Origin of the sequence: Paraburkholderia ferrariae NBRC 106233, assembly GCF_000685035.1 — a bacterium.
Classification (GTDB): domain Bacteria; phylum Pseudomonadota; class Gammaproteobacteria; order Burkholderiales; family Burkholderiaceae; genus Paraburkholderia; species Paraburkholderia ferrariae.
Genome location: NZ_BAYB01000023.1, coordinates 55,260 through 73,064, shown reverse-complemented (window position 1 = coordinate 73,064; position 17,805 = coordinate 55,260). Strand labels below are relative to the sequence as shown.

Below are 17,805 nucleotides of genomic sequence, written 5' to 3'. Positions count from 1 at the left end.
AGGGCTCAGATCCGAACGCGCGCAATCGAGGACCGAAATGACCATCGACGCAGAACTCCAGCAGGCAGTCAACCTTCACCGCACCGAGCACTACGCCGAAGCGGAAGCGCTCTATCGATCGATATTGCTGAGCGAACCGGAAAATCCCGACGCCAATCACAATTTCGGCCTCCTGCATCTGCAAATGGGGTTGATACCCGAGGGCATCGCCCTGTTCAAGAACGCCCTGGACGCCGCCCCGCAACGCCGCCAGTTCTGGTCGAGCTACGTGGATGCGCTGATCGCGGGCGGCCAGCACGACGAGGCCCAGCGCGTACGCGAGTCCGCACGCGCCCATGGATTCTCGCTGCACGCGGCTCACCGCGAGGACGCGCACGCGCCGCTCGACGCCCCCGGCGAGGACCCCATCGCCGAAGGCCTCGCATCGGCCATCCATGCTTTGCTCGCACGCGGCCAGAACGACAAGGCTGAGACCTTCGCGAAGCAGATGACCGAGGTCTGCCCGGACCACGAGCTCGGCTGGAAAACGCTCGCCTATGCGCATCTGCGGCGCGGCGATCTGGAGGGCGCCCTGAGCCCGCTCGAGAAAGCGCATGCGCTCTGCGAGACGGATCGCGAACTCGGCGCCCACCTCGACGCCGCACGCGCGATGCACACCGCCACCGCGCTCAATAGCGCCGCGCGCTACGAAGAAGCCGTACCGTACTATCGGACCGTGCTCGAAGCCTATCCCGACCATCCGGCTGCGAACCACGGGCTCGGTGTCATTGCGATCCGCCTGCGCCAGCCCGCAGCCGCGATTCCGATGCTGGAGAAAGCGATCGGCGCCGATCCGAACAATCTGCAGTACTGGGCAAACTACATCGATGCCCTGCTGCAGAACGACGAATTGAAGGCGGCCTGGCTGGCGCTCGAAATGGCGCAGCAGCGCGGCCTTTCCGGACCGGCGATCGACACGCTCATCAACATCATGACGCAGGTTTCGACGCAGCAGGCCGTCAAGGTGCCGAAGTCCGAGGCTGGCCCTGGAGCCGCGCCGGCGGCAGGACAATCCGCTGCCCAGCCGGCCCCGCACGCGGGCGCAACGGTAAGCCGGGACGCTCCCAAGGCCCGGCCGCTGACGCAGGCCGAAGAGAGCGAATTCCACGCGCTCGCCGCGCTCTTCAATCAGGGGAATATCGAAGCCGCGCTCAAGGGCGGTCTCGAAGCCGCCGCGCGCTATCCGTGGCACGGATTTCCCTGGAAGGTCGTGGGCATTGCGCAGCACCGTCTCGGCCGCTACGACGAAGCGATGACGAACTGCCGCAACGCACTCGCGCGGATTCCCGACGATGTCGATGCGCTCGCGGTGCTCGCCGGACTCGAGCAGTTGCGCCATGAGCTCGAGGGCGCTTACCACAACTGCAGCCATCTGCTTGAAGTCAATCCCGACCACCCGGAGGGTCTGCGCCTGATGGGCGTCATCCAGATGGATCTGGGACGGCTCGACGAAGCCGAGCGTTTCGGCCGCCGCGCGATCGAGGTGAGCAAAGCCCCGCTCGCGTATAACTCGCTAGGCGTGACGCTCATGAAACAGGGGCGTCTCGACAATGCCGCCGACATGTTCCGGCAGGCCACCCTCCTCGACCCCAACAACGCGATGATGTACAACAATCTCGCGTTCTGCCTGACTCATAGCGAAACCGTCACGCCGGCCGAAGTCTTCTCCGCCCACCGCCGCTTCGCCGAGCACTTCGAGGCGCCGCTCAAGCCGCACTGGAAGCCCCACACGAACAGCCGCGATCCGCAACGGCAGCTGCGCATCGGCTTCATCTCCGGCGACTTCTGCCACCATGCGGTCGCAAGCTTCATCGAACCGGTGCTCGCACCGCTTGGCCGCGACGCCAGCCTCTCTCTGCACGCCTACTCCAATACGGCGAAGAACGACCACGTGACGGCCCGGCTGCGCGGTCTGTTCGGCCATTGGACCGACGTTGTGGGCATGACCGAGGACGAGGCGAGCGAACGCATTCGTGCGGACGGCATCGACATCCTGATCGACCTCTCCGGCCATACGGCGATGAACCGGCTGCTCACGCTCGCGCGCAAGCCGGCGCCGATCCAGGCATGCTGGATCGGCTACCCGGGTACGACGGGTCTCGACGCTGTGGACTACTTCATTGCAGACCGCTTCTGGGTGCCGTCCGAGCAGTTCCGCAACCAGTTCACGGAGAAGATTGCGTACCTGCCCGCGCTGGCTCCGTTCGAAGCGGACCGGCTCTGCCCGCCGGTCAACCTGTTGCCCCAATTGCACAACGGCTACGTGACCTTCGGCAGCTTCAACCGGCTCGACAAACTCCGCCGCGACGTGATCGCCCTGTGGGCGCGCATCCTGCGCGAAATGCCAACCGCACGCCTGCTGATCGGCGCCATGCCGCGCGACGGCGGCAACGGCGAGGTGGCCAAATGGTTCGCCGAAGAAGGCATTGCGAGCGAGCGGCTCGATTTCCGGGCGCGCTCGAGCGTGCCCGTCTATCTGCAGCAGCACCACCATGTCGATATCTGTCTCGACAGCTTCCCGTTCTCCGGTCTCACTACCGCACTCCATTCGCTCTGGATGGGCGTGCCGACGCTGACACTGCCGTCGCAAACGGTCCCGGGGCGCAGCGGCCTCACCGCCATGTCGCACGTCGGCCTGCACGATTTCATCGCAACCGGCAAGGACGACTACGTGCGCCGCGCGGTCGCGCTCGGCTCCGATCCCGCCAGGCTCGCCGCGCTGCGCGCGGGCATGCGCGAACGTTGCGCGCAATCTCCCATGTTCCGGCCAGAAGCTGTTGCCGACGGCATGAGCCGCGCGCTGCGCGCCATGTGGCGCCGGTGGTGCGAGGGCCTGCCTGCCGAATCGTTCGAAGTGCCCGAATTGCCGCACTGACCTGCAATGAAAAACCACATCTTCCAGATCTACTATTCGGACGCGACGCTCGATCAGATCGATGCGGGCTTCATCCCGCTCGACAACACCGGGCAGCGTCCCGACTGGCGCGAGTACTGGCCCATGCGGCGGTTTTTGCGCGAGAACACGCTGGACCCGAACGCCCGCTATGGCTTCCTGTCGCCCAAATTCACGGAAAAGACCGGGCTGACGGCCCTGGAAGCGAAGGCGTTCGTGAACGGCATGCCGGACGACGTCGACGTCGTGGCCTTCTCACCGTTCTTCGACCAGGCGGCGCTTTTTCAGAACGCGTTCGAGCACGCGGCACTTTGCCATCCCGGCATCGGCCCCATCGTCGAGGACACGGCGAAACTGATTGCCCCTGAGTTGAAGGTCAACGAGATCGTGATGAGTTCGCAGCAAACTATTTTTTGCAACTACTTCGTCGCCAAGCCTGCCTTCTGGCAGCAATGGCTCGAAAAATGCGAACAAATCTTCGACGTTGCCGAAGCGGGGGACAGCCTTCTTGGCCAGCAGCTCAATGGCGACGTCAAGTACCAGTCTCAGCATGCACCGGCCAAGGTGTTCGTTATCGAACGTATCGCGTCGTTGATTCTCGCTACGCAGTCCAAATGGAAGGTCCGCCACTTCAACCCCGTTACGCTGCCGATCGGCAATGCGATGCTAGCCCAGTTCGGCGACGATCTGCTGGCACTCGACGCCCTGAAGCATATGGCGAAGGAAACAGGGTTTGTGCAATATTTCGCGGCTTATCTGCGCAAGCGGACGCAAGTGATCGAACGCCTGAACACGGTGGAGGCTGGAAAGGCGGCGCACTGAAAACCGGGCGTGGCGCTCGACACGCGTGACGAGGGGAGCGAAATGCGGGGCGAATTGGCCTTTACTCGCCGAATACTTTCATGCCTTCGTCACTAGACTAACAAAGGATCCGAAGGATCGCGGTATTCAGTTCGATGGCCTTCACGCCATCAGGACGCAAAGCGCCGCGGGTTCCCGGATGAACTAACCGAGCCTGGCAAGCACCGCCCCTACAGTCTTGCTGCGCGGACAAGCCAGCCATCGCGCGCCGTCAAACATCGGACTCCATACGAGACCTCACCTTATCGATTTCAAGGTAAAGACCATGGCCAAGCAACTATTCGTTCCGACCTACCGCATCGACGAGTGCCTGCAGGAAATTCGGCAATGTCTCGAGATCGGCTGGACCGGCCTCGGTTACAAGACCGTCGAATTCGAAAAGGCGTGGAAGGAATACACGGGATTCCAGCACTGCCATTTCGTCAATTCCGCAACGGCCGGCTTGCATCTGGCCGTCAAGGTATTGAAAGAGCGGTTTGGCTGGGAAGACGGCGACGAAGTGATCTCCACTCCGCTCACGTTTGTCTCCACGAACCATGCCATCCTGTACGAGAATCTCTCGGTGGTATTCGCGGATGTGGACGAGTATCTGTGCCTCGACCCACAGGATGTCGAGCGCCGGATCACTCCGCGCACGCGGGCGGTCATGTTCGTCGGCATGGCCGGCAGCAGCGGCGCCTATCGGGAGATCCTCGCCCTGTGCCGTAAACACGGACTCGCCCTGATTGTCGATGCGGCGCACATGGCGGGCACCCGCCTGGAGGGCAAGGCCGTGGGACTTGAGGCCGACGCAACCGTTTTCAGTTTTCAGGCGGTCAAGAACCTGCCCACCGCGGATTCGGGCATGGTCTGCTTTGCCCGCGCGCAAGACGACGAACTGGCCCGCAAGCTCTCGTGGCTCGGCATCAACAAGGACACGTACTCCCGCAGCAACAGCAAGGAAGCCTACAAGTGGCACTACGACGTCGAACACGTCGGATACAAGTATCACGGCAATTCGATCATGGCTGCCATTGGCCTCGTGCAGCTGCGCTACCTTGACGCTGACAACGCCTACCGCCGGCAGATCTGCCAGTGGTACGAAGAGGCGTTCGCCGGAAACGACCTGATAGGAATGGTGCCGCTGCCCCGAGGCTGCGAATCGTCGCGCCATATTTTCCCGATCCTCGTGGACGACCGCGACTCGATGATTTTGGCGTTGAATCAGTCGGAAGTTTTTCCGGGCGTTCATTATCGTGACAACACGCACTACTCGATGTACCGCTCCGGAAGTGGAACCTGCCCGCGTGCGCGTGAAAAGAGCGAACGTCTGTTCTCGCTACCCTTGCATCTGCGCCTGACGCGCAGCGATGTCCAATACATAGCGGAAAAAGTCACGAGCTATGTCAATAGCAAGGTACCGGCATGAGCACGCCTGCTGTCAAACTCCGACCATTGGAGGCCACCGATCTGGGCCTCCTCGTCACCTGGCGCAATGACGCAGACAATCGGGGCTTTTTCTTCAGTCATGCACCGCTTACGCATTCCGGGCAAAGCCGCTGGTACGAGTCCTACCTCGGCAAGCGGGACGCTATTCTGTTCGTGGTTTGCACCGCGGAAGGCACGCCGGTCGGCACCGTGGGGCTCGACAACATCGACCACAAAAACCAGAAGGCGGAATTCGGCCGCCTTCTGATCGGCGAGCCGCAATTCAGGCAAAAAGGTTACGGCATGATCGCGCTGCGAGAGACGCTGCGCTACGGATTCGACGAACTCAATTTGAATCGTATCTATCTGCAGGTTTTTCGTGACAACAGCGCCGCCATTTCGCTATACAAAAAAGTGGGCTTTGTCGACGAGGGCACGTTACGTAGCGATCACTATTCCAGAGGGGCGTGGCGAGACGTCCTCAACATGGGTCTTTTGAGAGACGAGTGGGAGCAAACGCGGTGAGCGCGACGAACAAACTGGTCAGTATTCTTATTCCGACCTACAACCGCCCCGACTACTTCGAAGCGGCGCTCAAAAGCGCACTCGCGCAAACCTGGCAGAACATCGAAATCGTCGTGACCGACGACAGCACAACCGACGACACCGAAGCGCTGGTCGTCAACTATCAAAGCAAGTACGACAATATCCGTTACGTAAGAAACCGCCCTGGTCTTGGCGCTGCCCGCAACTTCCGCAAGTGCATGAGCCTCGCGCGCGGGGAGTACATCAACTATCTGATGGACGACGATCTGTTTCACCCTGAAAAGATCGAGAGAATGATGGCAATCGTGGCGGCCGATCCGGACGTCACAATCGTCACGTCGCCAAGAGCCATGATCGACAAGTCGAGCGCAATCGGAGCCCAGATAGCGAGCCTTTCGTCCTTTCTGCAGCGGGACGCAATCCTGCCCGGTAAAGCGATCGCCAACATTTGCCTGCGTGACGTTTTCAACTATATCGGCGAGCCGACGACAGTGCTGTTCCGCGCGGACAGTCTCGATGAACCGTACGGCGTATTCGCCGGCCGTGCATATGGCTGCAATGCCGACATGGCATCGTGGATCCCGCTCATGTGCAAAGGCAAGCTGGGCTATGTCCATGCCACTCTGAGTTATTTACGCGTTCATGAGGGACAGCAGTCCCACGAACTGTCCATGCATCTACTCGGCATCGCCGACTGGCTACACCAGATTCAGGCAGCGCGACAGTTTGGTTTGCTAAAGGACGATGGCGATTACATCACGGCGGTCGGCAGAGCCGGCAATCTGATGATCACCAGCACGCGCGGCATTGCGAATCATCATGGCGGTAAAATTGCTATCGAATCGGAAGTGCTGCCACTCTTCACCTCGCTGTGGAACCAGCATTGCATGCGGTTTGCCGAACCGGCCGCAACGCCCTCGCCGGTAGTTGGCGAAGCACCCGAATTGCTGGAACGCGTGGCCTTCGACGAAAGCGCCTATCTCGTCGCCAATCCCGATGTCGCGATTGCAATGGCCAACGGTATTTTTGCCGATGCGTATACGCACTATGTGACTCACGGCCACCAGGAACGCCGCAAGCTCGGATAAGGGACGCGAGGGGCATCGACTGTCGTCGTGTGCCGCCAGCCTCGGCGGCACAGTACCCGTGATTCGCAAGCGGTACGGTTACTTACCCGCCAGCGTAGCGAACTGCGGATTGGTCACGACCTGCTTGATCAGTTCCTGCACCGCGGGTGCGAAGGCATCCGCCGTGTTCTTGCACGCATTGGCCGCGATCCAGCTCGTGTCGAACGGGTACTTCACCGAAACGGTATAGCCCGGCGAGGTTTGCGAGCGCACATGCATCGTGATCTGCCAGTAAGCCGGCGATACCGAGCTGAAGCTCAGTTCCTCGATGCTGCCCGCGATGGCCGGGCCATGCGGGTCATACGCCTGCGCCGTGAACAGTTCCTTCTGGAGCGCTTCCTTGATGTACTGCGAGAGCGTCTTGCCAGGCGCCACCTTCACGTCCCCGTCGAGGCGGCACAGCAGATGCTCGTTCACCCCTTGCGCGAGTTCGATGTTGCTCACACTGATCTTTTTCGACTGCAGCCCCTGCTGGATGGCAATGACGTTGTCGGTCGAAACTTCATAGGGCACGGAAGAATTCGTCGTCTGGCACCCTGAGAGCATCACAGCAGTAGCGGCCACGAGGCCGGCAACTGCAGAAATCCTTGCCTTCTTCATTTAAACCCTTTCTCCTTATTATGGGTTATTAATCAGATTTAATTAACGGTTGAAAACAGAGAGACTTGAGGGGGAGATGCGAAAATTTTCTGGTGAAGAAGTCTTGTGCCCAGCGGCATGCCGGTCGAAAACGTTCGCGAGTGCCTTAATGATTTTATGCAAAACAGATAAGGCGCTTATTCGACTGGATATACCTCAGTCTTCTTGATCCAACCCGACGTCATCTTGTTTTCTCCCAGGAAGTCCACTTGAAGCCAGCCCGGCTGCACCGCCCGTACGCCGACGCCGTCTCCCCTCACAAGATAGGCTTTGCGATGTTGCGAACTCGTGGGCGTGCCGAAGAAGTAGGCTCGATCGCTCTGGATCACCGCGATCGACAACCAGGGATGCTTCGTCACCACGGTGAATTCGGCAGGGTAACTATCGTCGGCAAAATGCATCACGTTCCAGCAACCGCCATGTTCGGCTGACAAGCGCACTTTGAATTTATCGGGTGCTTCCAGGAACAGCTTGCCTTTGATCTTGTCCGCAGGCGCCTCTGGAAAATAGGTCGAAACGGAAATGGGCGATTTGCCCAGTTTGCCGGTCAGATAGAAAATGCAGTTGAACTGCCTATTGACGTTATCTGCCGAGTAATAGCCCGTGACAGCTCGGGTCGCGGGGTTCACGCCTATCAGCATGCCGTCGCCGTAATCGCCGCTCACCATGGTCGGGGGCATGCCGGTAGCCGCGGCCGATGCCGGGTTCTGTGCGGTTGCTGTCGCCGCGAAGCCCGCCGTGAAGGTGCAAAGCATCATCGATAGCACGTGTATTTTCATTTGGCGGCCCGTTTCGTAACGACTATGCGCAGGAGATGCATTTTGATGGTCGACAGCCTGACAGCAGGTCGATTGGGGCAAGCCCCGAGTAGTGATGCACGGCGCCAGCCTCTCAGTGGTGAACGCTATCGCTTGCCATTTTCAACCTTAACGACCTTCCACGCACCGCCTTCCTTAACGACGCACACGCGGACTCGTACCTGATCCGTAGATCCGAACGTGACCGGCACCACGACATATTGCCCCTCGCGTGAGGGAGAGGCCGTAACGATGTGGCTTAGCCAGTCTTGATCGTCGTAATCCTGCACTTTCAGGAAATAGTCCGAGTCGCCGGGGAGGCTGTCGTGTACATACGCCGCCCTAAGGTGATCCACTGTGGCTCTCGATACGTAGGCGTAGATTTTTTTGTCGAGCAAGGGGTAATCGCCGCGTGAATTGAGCTTGATGTACCACGCGTAGAACGCCTGAACCTGCGTTTGAGGTTCGGCAGGCGGCGCTGAGTTTGCCGCGGATGCAAACAAGCTCGATGACCCGATTACCAGCGCCACGATGAACAGGAAAAATCGCTTCATGATGGGCTAGTTGTGGCGATAAATCGTGTAAGACGGCTTCAAATGGCGATACTCCGGCCCGGGGTAAAAACCATTTGGCCCAGGGCGCTGCTTGAAATCCGATACCCACTTAACGCCGTCGAAAATTGCCGCGTGGCCGTCCGCGTGGCCCGGGATCGGCTGGATCACTGCGACGTCGCCAATTCTATATGCCGATCCGGCAACAGACTGAAAGCCCGCTGCCGCAAGGGATCGTCCCAAGTCTTTAGCATGGTGGGTCGGCGTAAGCGATATGCCGCCCCGCGCGATTGCAAGACGCACATACCTTGCGCAGTTGCCTGTACTGTGTGCATGAGCTTGCGCGTCGGCGTACTGCGCGGCGCCGGTTGCGTTGTACGCCATGTATTCCTCTGATGTGTTTAAACATCGGAGATTAAGCCCGATTTCATCTCAAAATAAGGATTCCCTAATTTTTAAGATAGGGCGTAATTTGAGATAATGGCCATCTAATGGAGGTGTTTCTCCTCGGGAGATAAACGCGCGGGGCGCTTGCTGACTCTCACGAGGCAGGCTCAAAGGAGGTAAAAGCCGGTCGCGGAGCCTTGATGCCAAGGCATCTGTTAGCGCCGAAGTAAACCTGACCCACCTGGGAGAGGATGGCGGTTTTTTGCTGCCGATGCTGACTCAGGAGCAAGCAGTGGAAATCAAGGTACTGGCGAGACGGGGAACGGCGGTGCGGGAGATAGCGCGGCAAACGGGCGTGTCGCGCAACACGGTGCGCCGCTATCTGCGCGGAGAGCAGGCGGCCCGTTGCAAGCGACGCGAGCCACGCCCGACGAAGTTCGACCCGCTCAAGAACTATCTGCTCGAACGTATCTGCGTCAGTTCCGGTGTGCCCTGCTGGGAGACAAACTTCATCGCCGCGTTTATAGGAATGCTGGGCAGAGCCGCAACGCTCGATGCAATCTGCGACCGGAAGGAGCGAGTCTGATTGGTGGCTGGCCGGCGATTTGTCGCGGCGAGGCTATGATAGCGAGGCCGCCCGCACCAAGGCAGAACTGCCCTTCGAGTCCGGCAGAGTAAAATATCGGCACCCGAGCACTCCGCTTCGTGGCAATCAAGCAGAAATCATCGGACTCATACAGGACGCGCGGCGTGCGCCAAGAAAGAAATCAGGTTTGCGGCTTTTGCAGCAGGCAACAAAAAAGGGCTTAAGCAATTTGCTTTAAGCCTTTGATTTCTCGAAACTAACTTGGCGCGCCCGGCTGGGATCGAACCAGCAACCCCTGCCTTCGGAGGGCAGTACTCTATCCATTGAGCTACGGGCGCGTTGAGACGCTGACGCTGCCACCAGCCCGCTAGACACGGGGGAAATGCGGCGCCGCAGTGAGACCGAGAGAATACCCGGTTTCGGTTAAACCGTCCACCGCACAGGGTTGCCGGGCGAATGCCCAAGCCCACGGCCACATCGAGCCGGCCCCAAAAAGAGCCATCAAAAAGGGCCGCATCTCCAGCCCCCATCCCTTCAGTCCCGCTCCGGGTAAACGCCCGCTGAAGAGCCCCGGGCCGCCCGCACCTGCCGCGAAACCTTGCGTCTATAATCGTCGGTGTTTGATCCATCGCCAGGTTGTACCGCTCACCACAATACCAACGGGAGACGAGACAAGCATGAGCGAAGCACCCCACGGAGCCCCGATCAAAACGCCCGGCCAACTGATTGCCGCCATTGTCGCCGGGTTTGCCGTCCCCATCGTCATCATCATCCTGCTGGCCTACTACGTCGACAGCACCACGCGTACGGGCGCCGGGACCGATGAACTCGCCCCCGCCGAAATCGCCCAGCGCATTGCACCCATCGCGCAGGTTTCGATACGCGACGCCAACGCCCCGCACGTCTACAAAACCGGCGAGCAGGTCTACCAGGCCGTCTGCTCGGCCTGCCACGCCACGGGTGCCGCGGGTGCACCGAAGTTCGGCAACGCATCCGACTGGGCGCCGCGCATCGCGCAGGGCTACGACACGCTCTGGCACACCGCGCTCACCGGCAAGGGCGCCATGCCCCCGCGCGGCGGCACGAGCCCCGACGACTACAGCGACTACGAAATCGGCCTCGCCGTGGCCTACATGGCCAACCACGGCGGCGCGAACTTCCAGGACCCGCCCAAGCCCGCGCCGGGCGCTGCACAAGGCGCATCGGGTGCGGCCGCCGCGCCGGCTGCGGGCGCCTCGGGTGCTTCCAGTGCTTCAGGCGCCGATGCGAACGCCGCCCAGGCCGCGGCTGCCGCAGCGGCCATCGCCGCCATTCCGCAGGCCTCCGCGCCCGCTGCCGGCGGCGCCGCGCAAAGCGCCGATGCCTCGCAAGCGGGCAAGGCGCTCTATCAGCAGGTCTGCCAGGCGTGCCACGCGGCCGGCGTGCTGGGCGCACCGAAGTTCGGCAACAAGGCCGACTGGGCGCCGCGTCTGAAGGATCCGATGGACACCATCTACAACTACGCGCTGCACGGCAAAGGCCAGATGCCGCCCAAGGGCGGTTCGAACGCCGCGGACGCCGACGTGAAGGCCGCCGTCGATTACATGGTCAGCGCCGCGAAGTAAGTCCCCACTCACGGGCCACCACCAGATCCGAGAGTAAGCGCCAGAAGCCGGCTAGCTGCAAAAACAAAGGGCTGCATCGCAAGATGCAGCCCTTTCGTTTGGCGAGGCGAGAAGAGGCGAGGCAGCGCTCAACCCTTCTGCAGCAGCGCCTTCAGGCTCGCCAGCCGGTCCTTCGGCGACATCGGCGCTTCTTCCGCCGTGGGCGGCGGCCCATCGTCCAGCCCCATCTCCGGGATGAAGCGCGAGGCCTCGCACACCACCGTCTCGCGCGCCCGCTTGCGCTTCTTGCACCAGTTCAGATGCAGGCTGCGCTGCGCGCGCGTGATCGCCACGTACATGAGGCGGCGCTCTTCCTCGATGCGCGCGTCGTCGATCACGTCGTCTTCCGATCCGCCGCGGTGGGGCATGATGCCCTCCTCCACGCCCACCAGGAAGACGTGCGGATACTCCAGCCCCTTCGACGCATGCACGGTCGAAAGCCGCACCGCGTCCGGGTCTTCGTCCTTGCCTTCGAGCATCGACATGAGCGCCACGGTCTGGATCAGGCCCATGAGGTTCTTGCCGGTGTCGGCCAGGCCGTCGGCGTTGTCGTAGCCCGTCGCTTCGCTGTCTTCGCCGGGTTCCTGTTCAGGCTTCGTGCCCTTGCGCTTCAGCCACTCCAGGAACTCCAGCACGTTCTGCCACTTCGACTGCGCCTGGCGTTCGTCGAAGGCGTCGTAGAGATACGCCTCGTAGTGGATCGCTTCCATGAGGTCGTCCAGCACCACGGTCGCCGGGTCTTTCTCCGCGCGCTCGGCGAGGCGCTGCATGAAGTCGCAGAACACGCGCATGGGCTCGATCTGGCGCGCGGACAGCCGCGCCTCGATGCCGCCCATGTACACGGCCTCGAAGAGCGACACCTTGGCCTGCCCCGCGAACGCACCCAGCGCTTCCAGCGTGGTGTTGCCCACGCCGCGCCGCGGCGTGGTGATCGCGCGGATGAACGCGGGGTCGTCGTCGTGGTTGGCGATCAGGCGCAGGTAGGCGCAGATGTCCTTGATCTCGGCCTTGTCGAAGAACGACTGGCCGCCCGAGAGCACGTAGGGAATGCGTTCGCGGCGCAACACCTGTTCGAAGATGCGCGCCTGGAAGTTGCCGCGATAGAGGATCGCGTAGTCGCGAAACTGGGCGCGGCGCTCGAACTTGTGCGCGGAGAGGCGGAACACCACCGATTCGGCTTCGTGTTCTTCGTCGTTGCAGGGCGTGACGGTGATGGTGTCGCCCATGCCGTGCTCGGACCAGAGCTTCTTTTCGAAGAGCTTCGGGTTGTTGGCGATCACGTTGTTCGCCGCCGTGAGAATGCGCACCGTCGATCGGTAGTTCTGTTCAAGCTTGATGACGTGCAGCTTCGGGTAGTCCTTGCCGAGCTGCGCGAGATTTTCGATGGTGGCGCCGCGCCAGCCGTAGATCGCCTGGTCGTCGTCGCCCACCGCCGTGAACGCGGCGCGCGGGCCCGCCAGCAGCTTGAGCAGTTCGTACTGGCAGGTGTTGGTGTCCTGGTACTCGTCGATCAGCAGGTAGCGCAGCTTGTTCTGCCAGCGCTCGCGCACGGGCTCGTTCTGCGCGAAGAGTTCGGTGGGCAGGCGGATCAGGTCGTCGAAGTCCACCGCCTGGTAGGCGTGCAGCGTCGCCACGTAGTTGCGGTAGACGATCGCGGCCTGGTGCTCGTCTTCGTTCGATGCCGTGGCGAGCGCCTCTTCGGGCATCACGAGGCCGTTCTTCCAGAGCGAGATGATCGACTGGATCTTGCGGATGAAGCCCTTGTCCGTCGACCCCACCTGCTCCTGGATCATGGAAAAGCAATCGTCGGAATCCATGATCGAGAACTGGGGCTTGAGTCCCAGGTGCTCGGCTTCCTGGCGCAGGATCTGCACGCCCAGCGAGTGGAAGGTGCAGACCGTGAGCTGGTTGGTCGGCACCTTGCGGCCTTCCTTGCCGGGCGTGGTGAGCGTCTTGCCTTCGAGCAGCTTGCCCACGCGCTCGCGCATTTCGGCGGCGGCCTTGTTGGTGAAGGTGACGGCCGCGATATGGCGCGGCTCGAAGCCTTTCGCTTCGATCAGGTGCGCGATCTTCTGCGTGATCACACGCGTCTTGCCGCTGCCCGCGCCGGCGAGCACGAGACAGGGACCGTCGAGATAGCGCACCGCTTCGCTTTGGGCGGGATTCAGGCCTGCGGACATCGTTGCTGGATTGGGAAAAACAGGTGGAACGGCTGAGGGGCCGGCTGAAACGGCCGGAAGCGCGAAGCACGCGCGAGGTGCGATGTTAACACGATCGAACGCCGCCGCCGGGTCGCGCGGGGCAGCGTCCGCACCGCGGCGACCGCTCTGCCCCCGCCTTACTCCCACGCTGCCCCACGCCGCGTTGCAGCGCCGGCGTGCGGTGCGCAACCGGCCGCGCCCCCGTCCCACCCGCTGCCCACCGCGTGCCACAATAACGCCCTCCCGCCCACTGCGGCCGCGGCGATGTTTCATGTCTGCCGCGCCGTCCTTGCAGGATTCGCCTGATGACTTCTCCGCTGAAAATCGGCCTGATGGGGTATGGCTTTGCCGGCCAGACCTTCCATGCCCCCGTGATCGCGCATTGCCCGGCCGTCGAGCTTGCCGCCGTCGCAACGGGCCAGCCGGAACGCGCCCGCGCCGACTTTCCCGCCGCCGCGATCGTCCCCGATCTCGACGCGCTGCTCGCCCTCGCCGAGGTGGAATGCGTGGTGATCGCCACGCCCAACGACACACACTTCGACCTCGCACGCCGCACGCTCGAGCGCGGCAAGCACGTGCTCGTGGACAAGCCGGTCACGCTCACTTCCGCGCAAGCCCGCACGCTCGCCGCACTCGCGGCCGGGCGCGGGCTCGTCTTCGCGCCGTTCCACAACCGCCGCTGGGACGGCGACTTCCTCACCGTGCGCGCGCTCCTCGAAAGCGGCGAGCTGGGCCGCGTGACGCACTTCGAATCCCACTTCGACCGCTTCCGCCCGCTCGTGCGCCAGCGCTGGCGCGAAGACGCCGCGCGCGGCGGCGGCCTGCTCTACGATCTCGGGCCGCATCTGATCGACCAGACGCTCGCGCTCTTCGGCACGCCCGACACGGTCACGGCCTTCGTGCACACGCGCCGCGACAACGCCACGGCCCCCGACTACGCGCATCTCGTGCTCGGCTACCCGCAGCACGATGCGGTGCTGCACGCGAGTGCCCTCGCGGCCTTCTCGCCGCGTTTCGTCATCAACGGTACGAGCGGCGGCTACCTGAAGAACGGCCTCGACACCCAGGAGGACCAGCTGAAGGCGGGGCTGCGTCCGGGCCAGGCGGGTTTCGGCGCCGGCAACGAAGCCGGTCGGCTACATGTGGTGCTCGACGACGGCAGCGAAACCGATCGCCCCCTGCCGACGCGCGACGGCGACTACACGGGCCTCTATCGGGCGCTCGCCGCGTCGATCCGCGAAGGCGTGCCGTTCCCGGTGAGCCCGCAGGACGCCATCGACGTGATGACCGTGATCGAGCTCGCGATCCAGAGCGCCGCCGAGGGCCGCACGCTGCCCTTCGCGCGCAGCCACTGAAAACTGAAAGCCGGGCCGGCGGCCCCCGGAGCCAGACGGCGCGGGCGTTCCCGCGCCGTTTTCGTGGTCGCGAGGCTGCGCGCGCCGCGGCCAAAGATTTCGATGTCCCGCGCCGCATCTTTCATTGCCCCGACACTCATGAAAGATGAATACAAACGGTTACAAGTCCCGGCGCCAGCCCGGTCATCTGAAATGGTATTTCGAACGTTGGGCGTTCGGACAACGCCAGAAAGAGCGACAACGACCAAAAGGAGAGTCTTCATGTCCCGTATCGTCCGCGCACTTGCCGCAAGCGCCCTCGTTTCGACGCTCGCTGCATGCGTCGTCAACCAGCCGCCTCCCCCTCCGCCGCCGCCCGGCCCGACGCCGCACCAGATCGCCGTCGAACGCCTGCACCAGGTGGATGGCCGGATCGACAACCTGAGCCACCGCATCGACGTGCACGTGAACCAGGGCTACTATCCGCCGCCCCAGGGTGGCGCGCTGCATCACCGCCTCGACGAGATCCGCGGCGAAGCGCACAACATGGCAGCCCAGCACGGCGGCGGCCTCTCCGGCGACGAGCAACGCGTGCTGAACCAGGAACTCGACCAGGCCGCTCACGCGATCGGCGAATAAAGCGGTCGATTCCTTCGCGGCGCGCGTTAAGCGCCCGTTTCCGGTGTGCGGGGCGCCGCAACGCGCTCCGCACACCGGCTCCCTCCGCGGCATGCCATGCCGCCAGGCGTCACGGCGCCATCTGTCCCTCCCGCGCAAAATTTTCCGCATTGACACGCCCTGTGCACGTCGCGCACAATCGCTGCGCGCGCCGGGAGAGCGTGCCGATTGCGCTTTGAGCGCAGCCGGCGCCGCCGAAGGGGCAACCCACAAACTCTCAGGCAAAAGGACCGTGCGCGCCGGACCGCCTATCCGCCCGCCTTGCGCGCCACGCGCGCGGCGAACGGAAACGCAACGAGGTCCGCACTCTGGAGAGCGGCAGCAGAACGGCGGCAAGACAGGCCGCGTTCAAACTGCCCACCGAAGGGGCGCGCGCCGCCCAGCGCCGATCACCGCGGCGCGCGGCGCAATCTCTCAGGTACCGAGGACAGAGGGGCCATGCAAGAAACGTCCACAGGCATTGTGTCTGCGGCGCGTCATGCATGGCCCTTTTCGTTTTCGACCGTGCCGAGGCTGCCCCCATGACCGAACTGAAACACACCCCGCTCAACGCTACGCACCGTGCGCTCAACGCGCGCATGGTCGATTTCGGCGGCTGGGACATGCCTGTGAACTACGGCTCGCAGATCGACGAGCACCGCGCCGTGCGCACCGACGCCGGCATGTTCGACGTCTCGCACATGTGCGTCGTCGATTTCGCCGGCCCGAAGGCACGCGCGTTCTTCCAGCGCGCGCTCGCCAACAACGTCGCGAAGCTCGCCACGCCGGGCCGCGCGCTCTACACCTGCATGCTGAACCCCGAAGGCGGCGTGATCGACGACCTGATCGTCTACTACTTCGCCGACGACCAGTTCCGCACCGTGGTGAACGCGAGCACGGCCGACAAGGACATCGCCTGGCTCGAGAAGCTCAACGCCGAAGAAGGCTTCGGCCTCGCCATCACGCCGCGCCGCGACCTCGCGATCGTCGCCGTGCAGGGCCCGAACGCCCGCGAGAAGGTCTGGCAGGTGGCGCCCTCCGCGCGCAGCAGCACCGAAACCCTCAAGCCCTTTAACGCCGCGAAGATCGAAGGCACGCCGTTCGGCGAGCTGATGATCGCGCGCACGGGCTACACCGGCGAAGACGGCTTCGAAGTGATCGTGCCCGCCGCGGCCGTGTGCGAACTCTGGGACGCGCTGCAGCGCCAGGGCGTGAAGCCCTGCGGCCTGGGCGCCCGCGACACGCTGCGCCTCGAAGCCGGCATGAACCTGTACGGCCAGGACATGGACGAAGGCGTCTCGCCGCTCGACGCGGGCCTCGCCTGGACCGTCGACCTGAAAGAGCCGCGCGACTTCGTCGGCCGCGCCGCGCTGGAAGCGAACGGCTCGCGCATGGTCTTCGTCGGCCTGATCCTGCAGAAGGAAAACGGCAAGGCCGGCGGCGTGCTGCGCGCGCACCAGAAAGTGCTCACCGCGCACGGCGAAGGCGAAATCACGAGCGGCACCTTCTCGCCCACCATGCAGGAATCCATCGCTTTCGCGCGCGTGCCGCAAGGCGTGCAGCCGGGCGACGTCGTGCAGGTGCAGATCCGCGACAAAGCCCTTCCCGCAAGCGTGGTAAAACTGCCGTTCGTGCGCAACGGCAAGGTGCTGGCCGCCTGAACCGGGCACGCACGCCCCCCTCTTTTCACGCATTCGCAAGCAACCACGCACTGGAGCATCCTATGAGCATCCCGGCCGATCTGAAATACACCGAATCGCACGAATGGGTCCGCACCGAAGCCGACGGCACGCTGACCGTCGGCATCACGGACCACGCGCAGGAAGCGCTCGGCGACATCGTCTTCCTCGAGTTGCCCGAAGCGGGCCGCGCGGTCACGGCCGGCGACGCCGTTGCCGTGATCGAGTCGGTGAAGGCCGCCTCGGACATCTACGCCCCGGTTTCGGGCGAGATCGTCGAATCGAACAGCGCGCTCGTCGATACGCCCGACCAGGTGAACGGCGCGCCCTATGAATCGTGGCTCTTCAAGATCAAGCCGGCCGCGGGCGCTGCGCTCGACCGCCTGATCGACGCCAGCGCCTACGAAAAGGCCATCGGCGCCTAACCCAACCGCCCACACCGCACCCGCGCGGCGGCA

The 17,805-nt window shown here is 63.1% G+C and carries 15 protein-coding genes, 1 tRNA gene, 1 pseudogene and 2 riboswitches; of the genes and pseudogenes, 11 read left to right on the top strand and 6 right to left on the bottom strand.

What is annotated here, in order from left to right; all coding sequences use genetic code 11:
- The first annotated feature begins 37 nt into the window (after nucleotides 1–37).
- The 5 genes from BFE01S_RS39840 (at nucleotide 38) to BFE01S_RS39825 (ending at nucleotide 6,834) form a co-directional block, all read left to right on the top strand.
- Nucleotides 38–2,914, top strand: a complete 2,877-nt coding sequence (locus BFE01S_RS39840; protein WP_052420966.1) for a tetratricopeptide repeat protein — start codon at nucleotides 38–40, stop codon at nucleotides 2,912–2,914.
- 6 nt (nucleotides 2,915–2,920) lie between these two features.
- Entirely contained in the window at nucleotides 2,921–3,754 is an 834-nt protein-coding gene (locus BFE01S_RS39835; protein ID WP_052420965.1) for a hypothetical protein, read from the top strand.
- A 304-nt stretch (nucleotides 3,755–4,058) separates the two neighbouring features.
- The gene (locus BFE01S_RS23290; protein WP_028227572.1) at nucleotides 4,059–5,201 is read left to right on the top strand and encodes a DegT/DnrJ/EryC1/StrS family aminotransferase; all 1,143 of its coding nucleotides are present in this window, start codon (nucleotides 4,059–4,061) and stop codon (nucleotides 5,199–5,201) included.
- Complete coding sequence (locus BFE01S_RS42030; protein ID WP_084170109.1) at nucleotides 5,198–5,725, top strand: GNAT family N-acetyltransferase; 528 nt, start codon at nucleotides 5,198–5,200, stop codon at nucleotides 5,723–5,725. Before BFE01S_RS23290 ends, BFE01S_RS42030 begins: the two co-directional genes overlap by 4 nt.
- Entirely contained in the window at nucleotides 5,722–6,834 is a 1,113-nt protein-coding gene (locus BFE01S_RS39825) for a glycosyltransferase family 2 protein (RefSeq protein ID WP_052420963.1), read from the top strand. The genes BFE01S_RS42030 and BFE01S_RS39825 overlap by 4 nt, the downstream gene beginning before the upstream one ends.
- Nucleotides 6,835–6,912: 78 nt before the next feature.
- Here the strand turns inward: BFE01S_RS39825 and BFE01S_RS23275 are convergent, their stop codons facing one another.
- From BFE01S_RS23275 to BFE01S_RS43330, 4 genes are all read right to left on the bottom strand, one after another.
- Nucleotides 6,913–7,473 (bottom strand): hypothetical protein, encoded by a 561-nt coding sequence (locus tag BFE01S_RS23275; protein ID WP_028227571.1) that lies wholly within the window; start codon nucleotides 7,471–7,473, stop codon nucleotides 6,913–6,915.
- Between the two features lie 176 nt (nucleotides 7,474–7,649).
- Complete coding sequence (locus BFE01S_RS23270) at nucleotides 7,650–8,291, bottom strand: hypothetical protein (protein ID WP_156967129.1); 642 nt, start codon at nucleotides 8,289–8,291, stop codon at nucleotides 7,650–7,652.
- A 125-nt stretch (nucleotides 8,292–8,416) separates the two neighbouring features.
- Complete coding sequence (locus BFE01S_RS23265; protein ID WP_028227569.1) at nucleotides 8,417–8,863, bottom strand: DUF3828 domain-containing protein; 447 nt, start codon at nucleotides 8,861–8,863, stop codon at nucleotides 8,417–8,419.
- Between the two features lie 6 nt (nucleotides 8,864–8,869).
- Nucleotides 8,870–9,244, bottom strand: a complete 375-nt coding sequence (locus tag BFE01S_RS43330; RefSeq protein WP_084170107.1) for a CHAP domain-containing protein — start codon at nucleotides 9,242–9,244, stop codon at nucleotides 8,870–8,872.
- A gap of 274 nt (nucleotides 9,245–9,518) precedes the next feature.
- Between BFE01S_RS43330 and BFE01S_RS39820 the strand changes: the two are divergent.
- Nucleotides 9,519–9,746, top strand: a pseudogene (locus tag BFE01S_RS39820) (helix-turn-helix domain-containing protein); the annotation flags it as partial.
- Between the two features lie 349 nt (nucleotides 9,747–10,095).
- Here the strand turns inward: BFE01S_RS39820 and BFE01S_RS23255 are convergent.
- Nucleotides 10,096–10,171: transfer RNA gene (locus BFE01S_RS23255), tRNA-Arg, on the bottom strand.
- 339 nt (nucleotides 10,172–10,510) lie between these two features.
- On the opposite strand from BFE01S_RS23255, the gene BFE01S_RS23250 reads away from it, so the two are divergent.
- Complete coding sequence (locus BFE01S_RS23250) at nucleotides 10,511–11,437, top strand: c-type cytochrome (RefSeq protein ID WP_028227568.1); 927 nt, start codon at nucleotides 10,511–10,513, stop codon at nucleotides 11,435–11,437.
- 128 nt (nucleotides 11,438–11,565) lie between these two features.
- Here BFE01S_RS23250 and BFE01S_RS23245 read toward each other — a convergent pair whose 3' ends face one another.
- A complete protein-coding gene (locus tag BFE01S_RS23245) occupies nucleotides 11,566–13,656 on the bottom strand; it encodes a UvrD-helicase domain-containing protein (RefSeq protein WP_028227567.1) in 2,091 nt (696 codons plus the stop codon).
- Between the two features lie 326 nt (nucleotides 13,657–13,982).
- On the opposite strand from BFE01S_RS23245, the gene BFE01S_RS23240 reads away from it, so the two are divergent.
- The 4 genes from BFE01S_RS23240 to gcvH all read left to right on the top strand — a co-directional run bounded on the left by BFE01S_RS23240 (nucleotide 13,983) and on the right by gcvH (nucleotide 17,772).
- On the top strand, nucleotides 13,983–15,032 hold the full coding sequence (locus BFE01S_RS23240; protein ID WP_028227566.1) for an oxidoreductase: 1,050 nt from the start codon (nucleotides 13,983–13,985) through the stop codon (nucleotides 15,030–15,032).
- Nucleotides 15,033–15,293: 261 nt separating this feature from the next.
- Nucleotides 15,294–15,650, top strand: a complete 357-nt coding sequence (locus tag BFE01S_RS23235) for a hypothetical protein (RefSeq protein WP_028227565.1) — start codon at nucleotides 15,294–15,296, stop codon at nucleotides 15,648–15,650.
- Between the two features lie 181 nt (nucleotides 15,651–15,831).
- Nucleotides 15,832–15,931, top strand: a riboswitch (glycine riboswitch).
- Nucleotides 15,932–15,987: 56 nt separating this feature from the next.
- Nucleotides 15,988–16,130, top strand: a riboswitch (glycine riboswitch).
- Nucleotides 16,131–16,210: 80 nt separating this feature from the next.
- Nucleotides 16,211–17,329 (top strand): glycine cleavage system aminomethyltransferase GcvT, encoded by a 1,119-nt coding sequence (gene gcvT, locus BFE01S_RS23230; RefSeq protein WP_028227564.1) that lies wholly within the window; start codon nucleotides 16,211–16,213, stop codon nucleotides 17,327–17,329.
- Nucleotides 17,330–17,391: 62 nt separating this feature from the next.
- On the top strand, nucleotides 17,392–17,772 hold the full coding sequence (gene gcvH / locus BFE01S_RS23225; RefSeq protein WP_028227563.1) for a glycine cleavage system protein GcvH: 381 nt from the start codon (nucleotides 17,392–17,394) through the stop codon (nucleotides 17,770–17,772).
- The last annotated feature ends 33 nt before the right edge of the window (nucleotides 17,773–17,805 follow it).

Coding starts and splice junctions, on each gene's coding strand:
- BFE01S_RS43330 (WP_084170107.1), bottom strand. CDS start 9,244: ATGGCGTACAACGCAACCGGCGCCGCGCAGTACGCCGACGCGCAAGCT.
- BFE01S_RS23290 (WP_028227572.1), top strand. CDS start 4,059: ATGGCCAAGCAACTATTCGTTCCGACCTACCGCATCGACGAGTGCCTG.
- gcvH (WP_028227563.1), top strand. CDS start 17,392: ATGAGCATCCCGGCCGATCTGAAATACACCGAATCGCACGAATGGGTC.
- BFE01S_RS42030 (WP_084170109.1), top strand. CDS start 5,198: ATGAGCACGCCTGCTGTCAAACTCCGACCATTGGAGGCCACCGATCTG.
- BFE01S_RS23245 (WP_028227567.1), bottom strand. CDS start 13,656: ATGTCCGCAGGCCTGAATCCCGCCCAAAGCGAAGCGGTGCGCTATCTC.
- BFE01S_RS23265 (WP_028227569.1), bottom strand. CDS start 8,863: ATGAAGCGATTTTTCCTGTTCATCGTGGCGCTGGTAATCGGGTCATCG.
- gcvT (WP_028227564.1), top strand. CDS start 16,211: ATGACCGAACTGAAACACACCCCGCTCAACGCTACGCACCGTGCGCTC.
- BFE01S_RS23250 (WP_028227568.1), top strand. CDS start 10,511: ATGAGCGAAGCACCCCACGGAGCCCCGATCAAAACGCCCGGCCAACTG.
- BFE01S_RS39840 (WP_052420966.1), top strand. CDS start 38: ATGACCATCGACGCAGAACTCCAGCAGGCAGTCAACCTTCACCGCACC.
- BFE01S_RS23275 (WP_028227571.1), bottom strand. CDS start 7,473: ATGAAGAAGGCAAGGATTTCTGCAGTTGCCGGCCTCGTGGCCGCTACT.
- BFE01S_RS39835 (WP_052420965.1), top strand. CDS start 2,921: ATGAAAAACCACATCTTCCAGATCTACTATTCGGACGCGACGCTCGAT.
- BFE01S_RS23240 (WP_028227566.1), top strand. CDS start 13,983: ATGACTTCTCCGCTGAAAATCGGCCTGATGGGGTATGGCTTTGCCGGC.
- BFE01S_RS23235 (WP_028227565.1), top strand. CDS start 15,294: ATGTCCCGTATCGTCCGCGCACTTGCCGCAAGCGCCCTCGTTTCGACG.
- BFE01S_RS23270 (WP_156967129.1), bottom strand. CDS start 8,291: ATGAAAATACACGTGCTATCGATGATGCTTTGCACCTTCACGGCGGGC.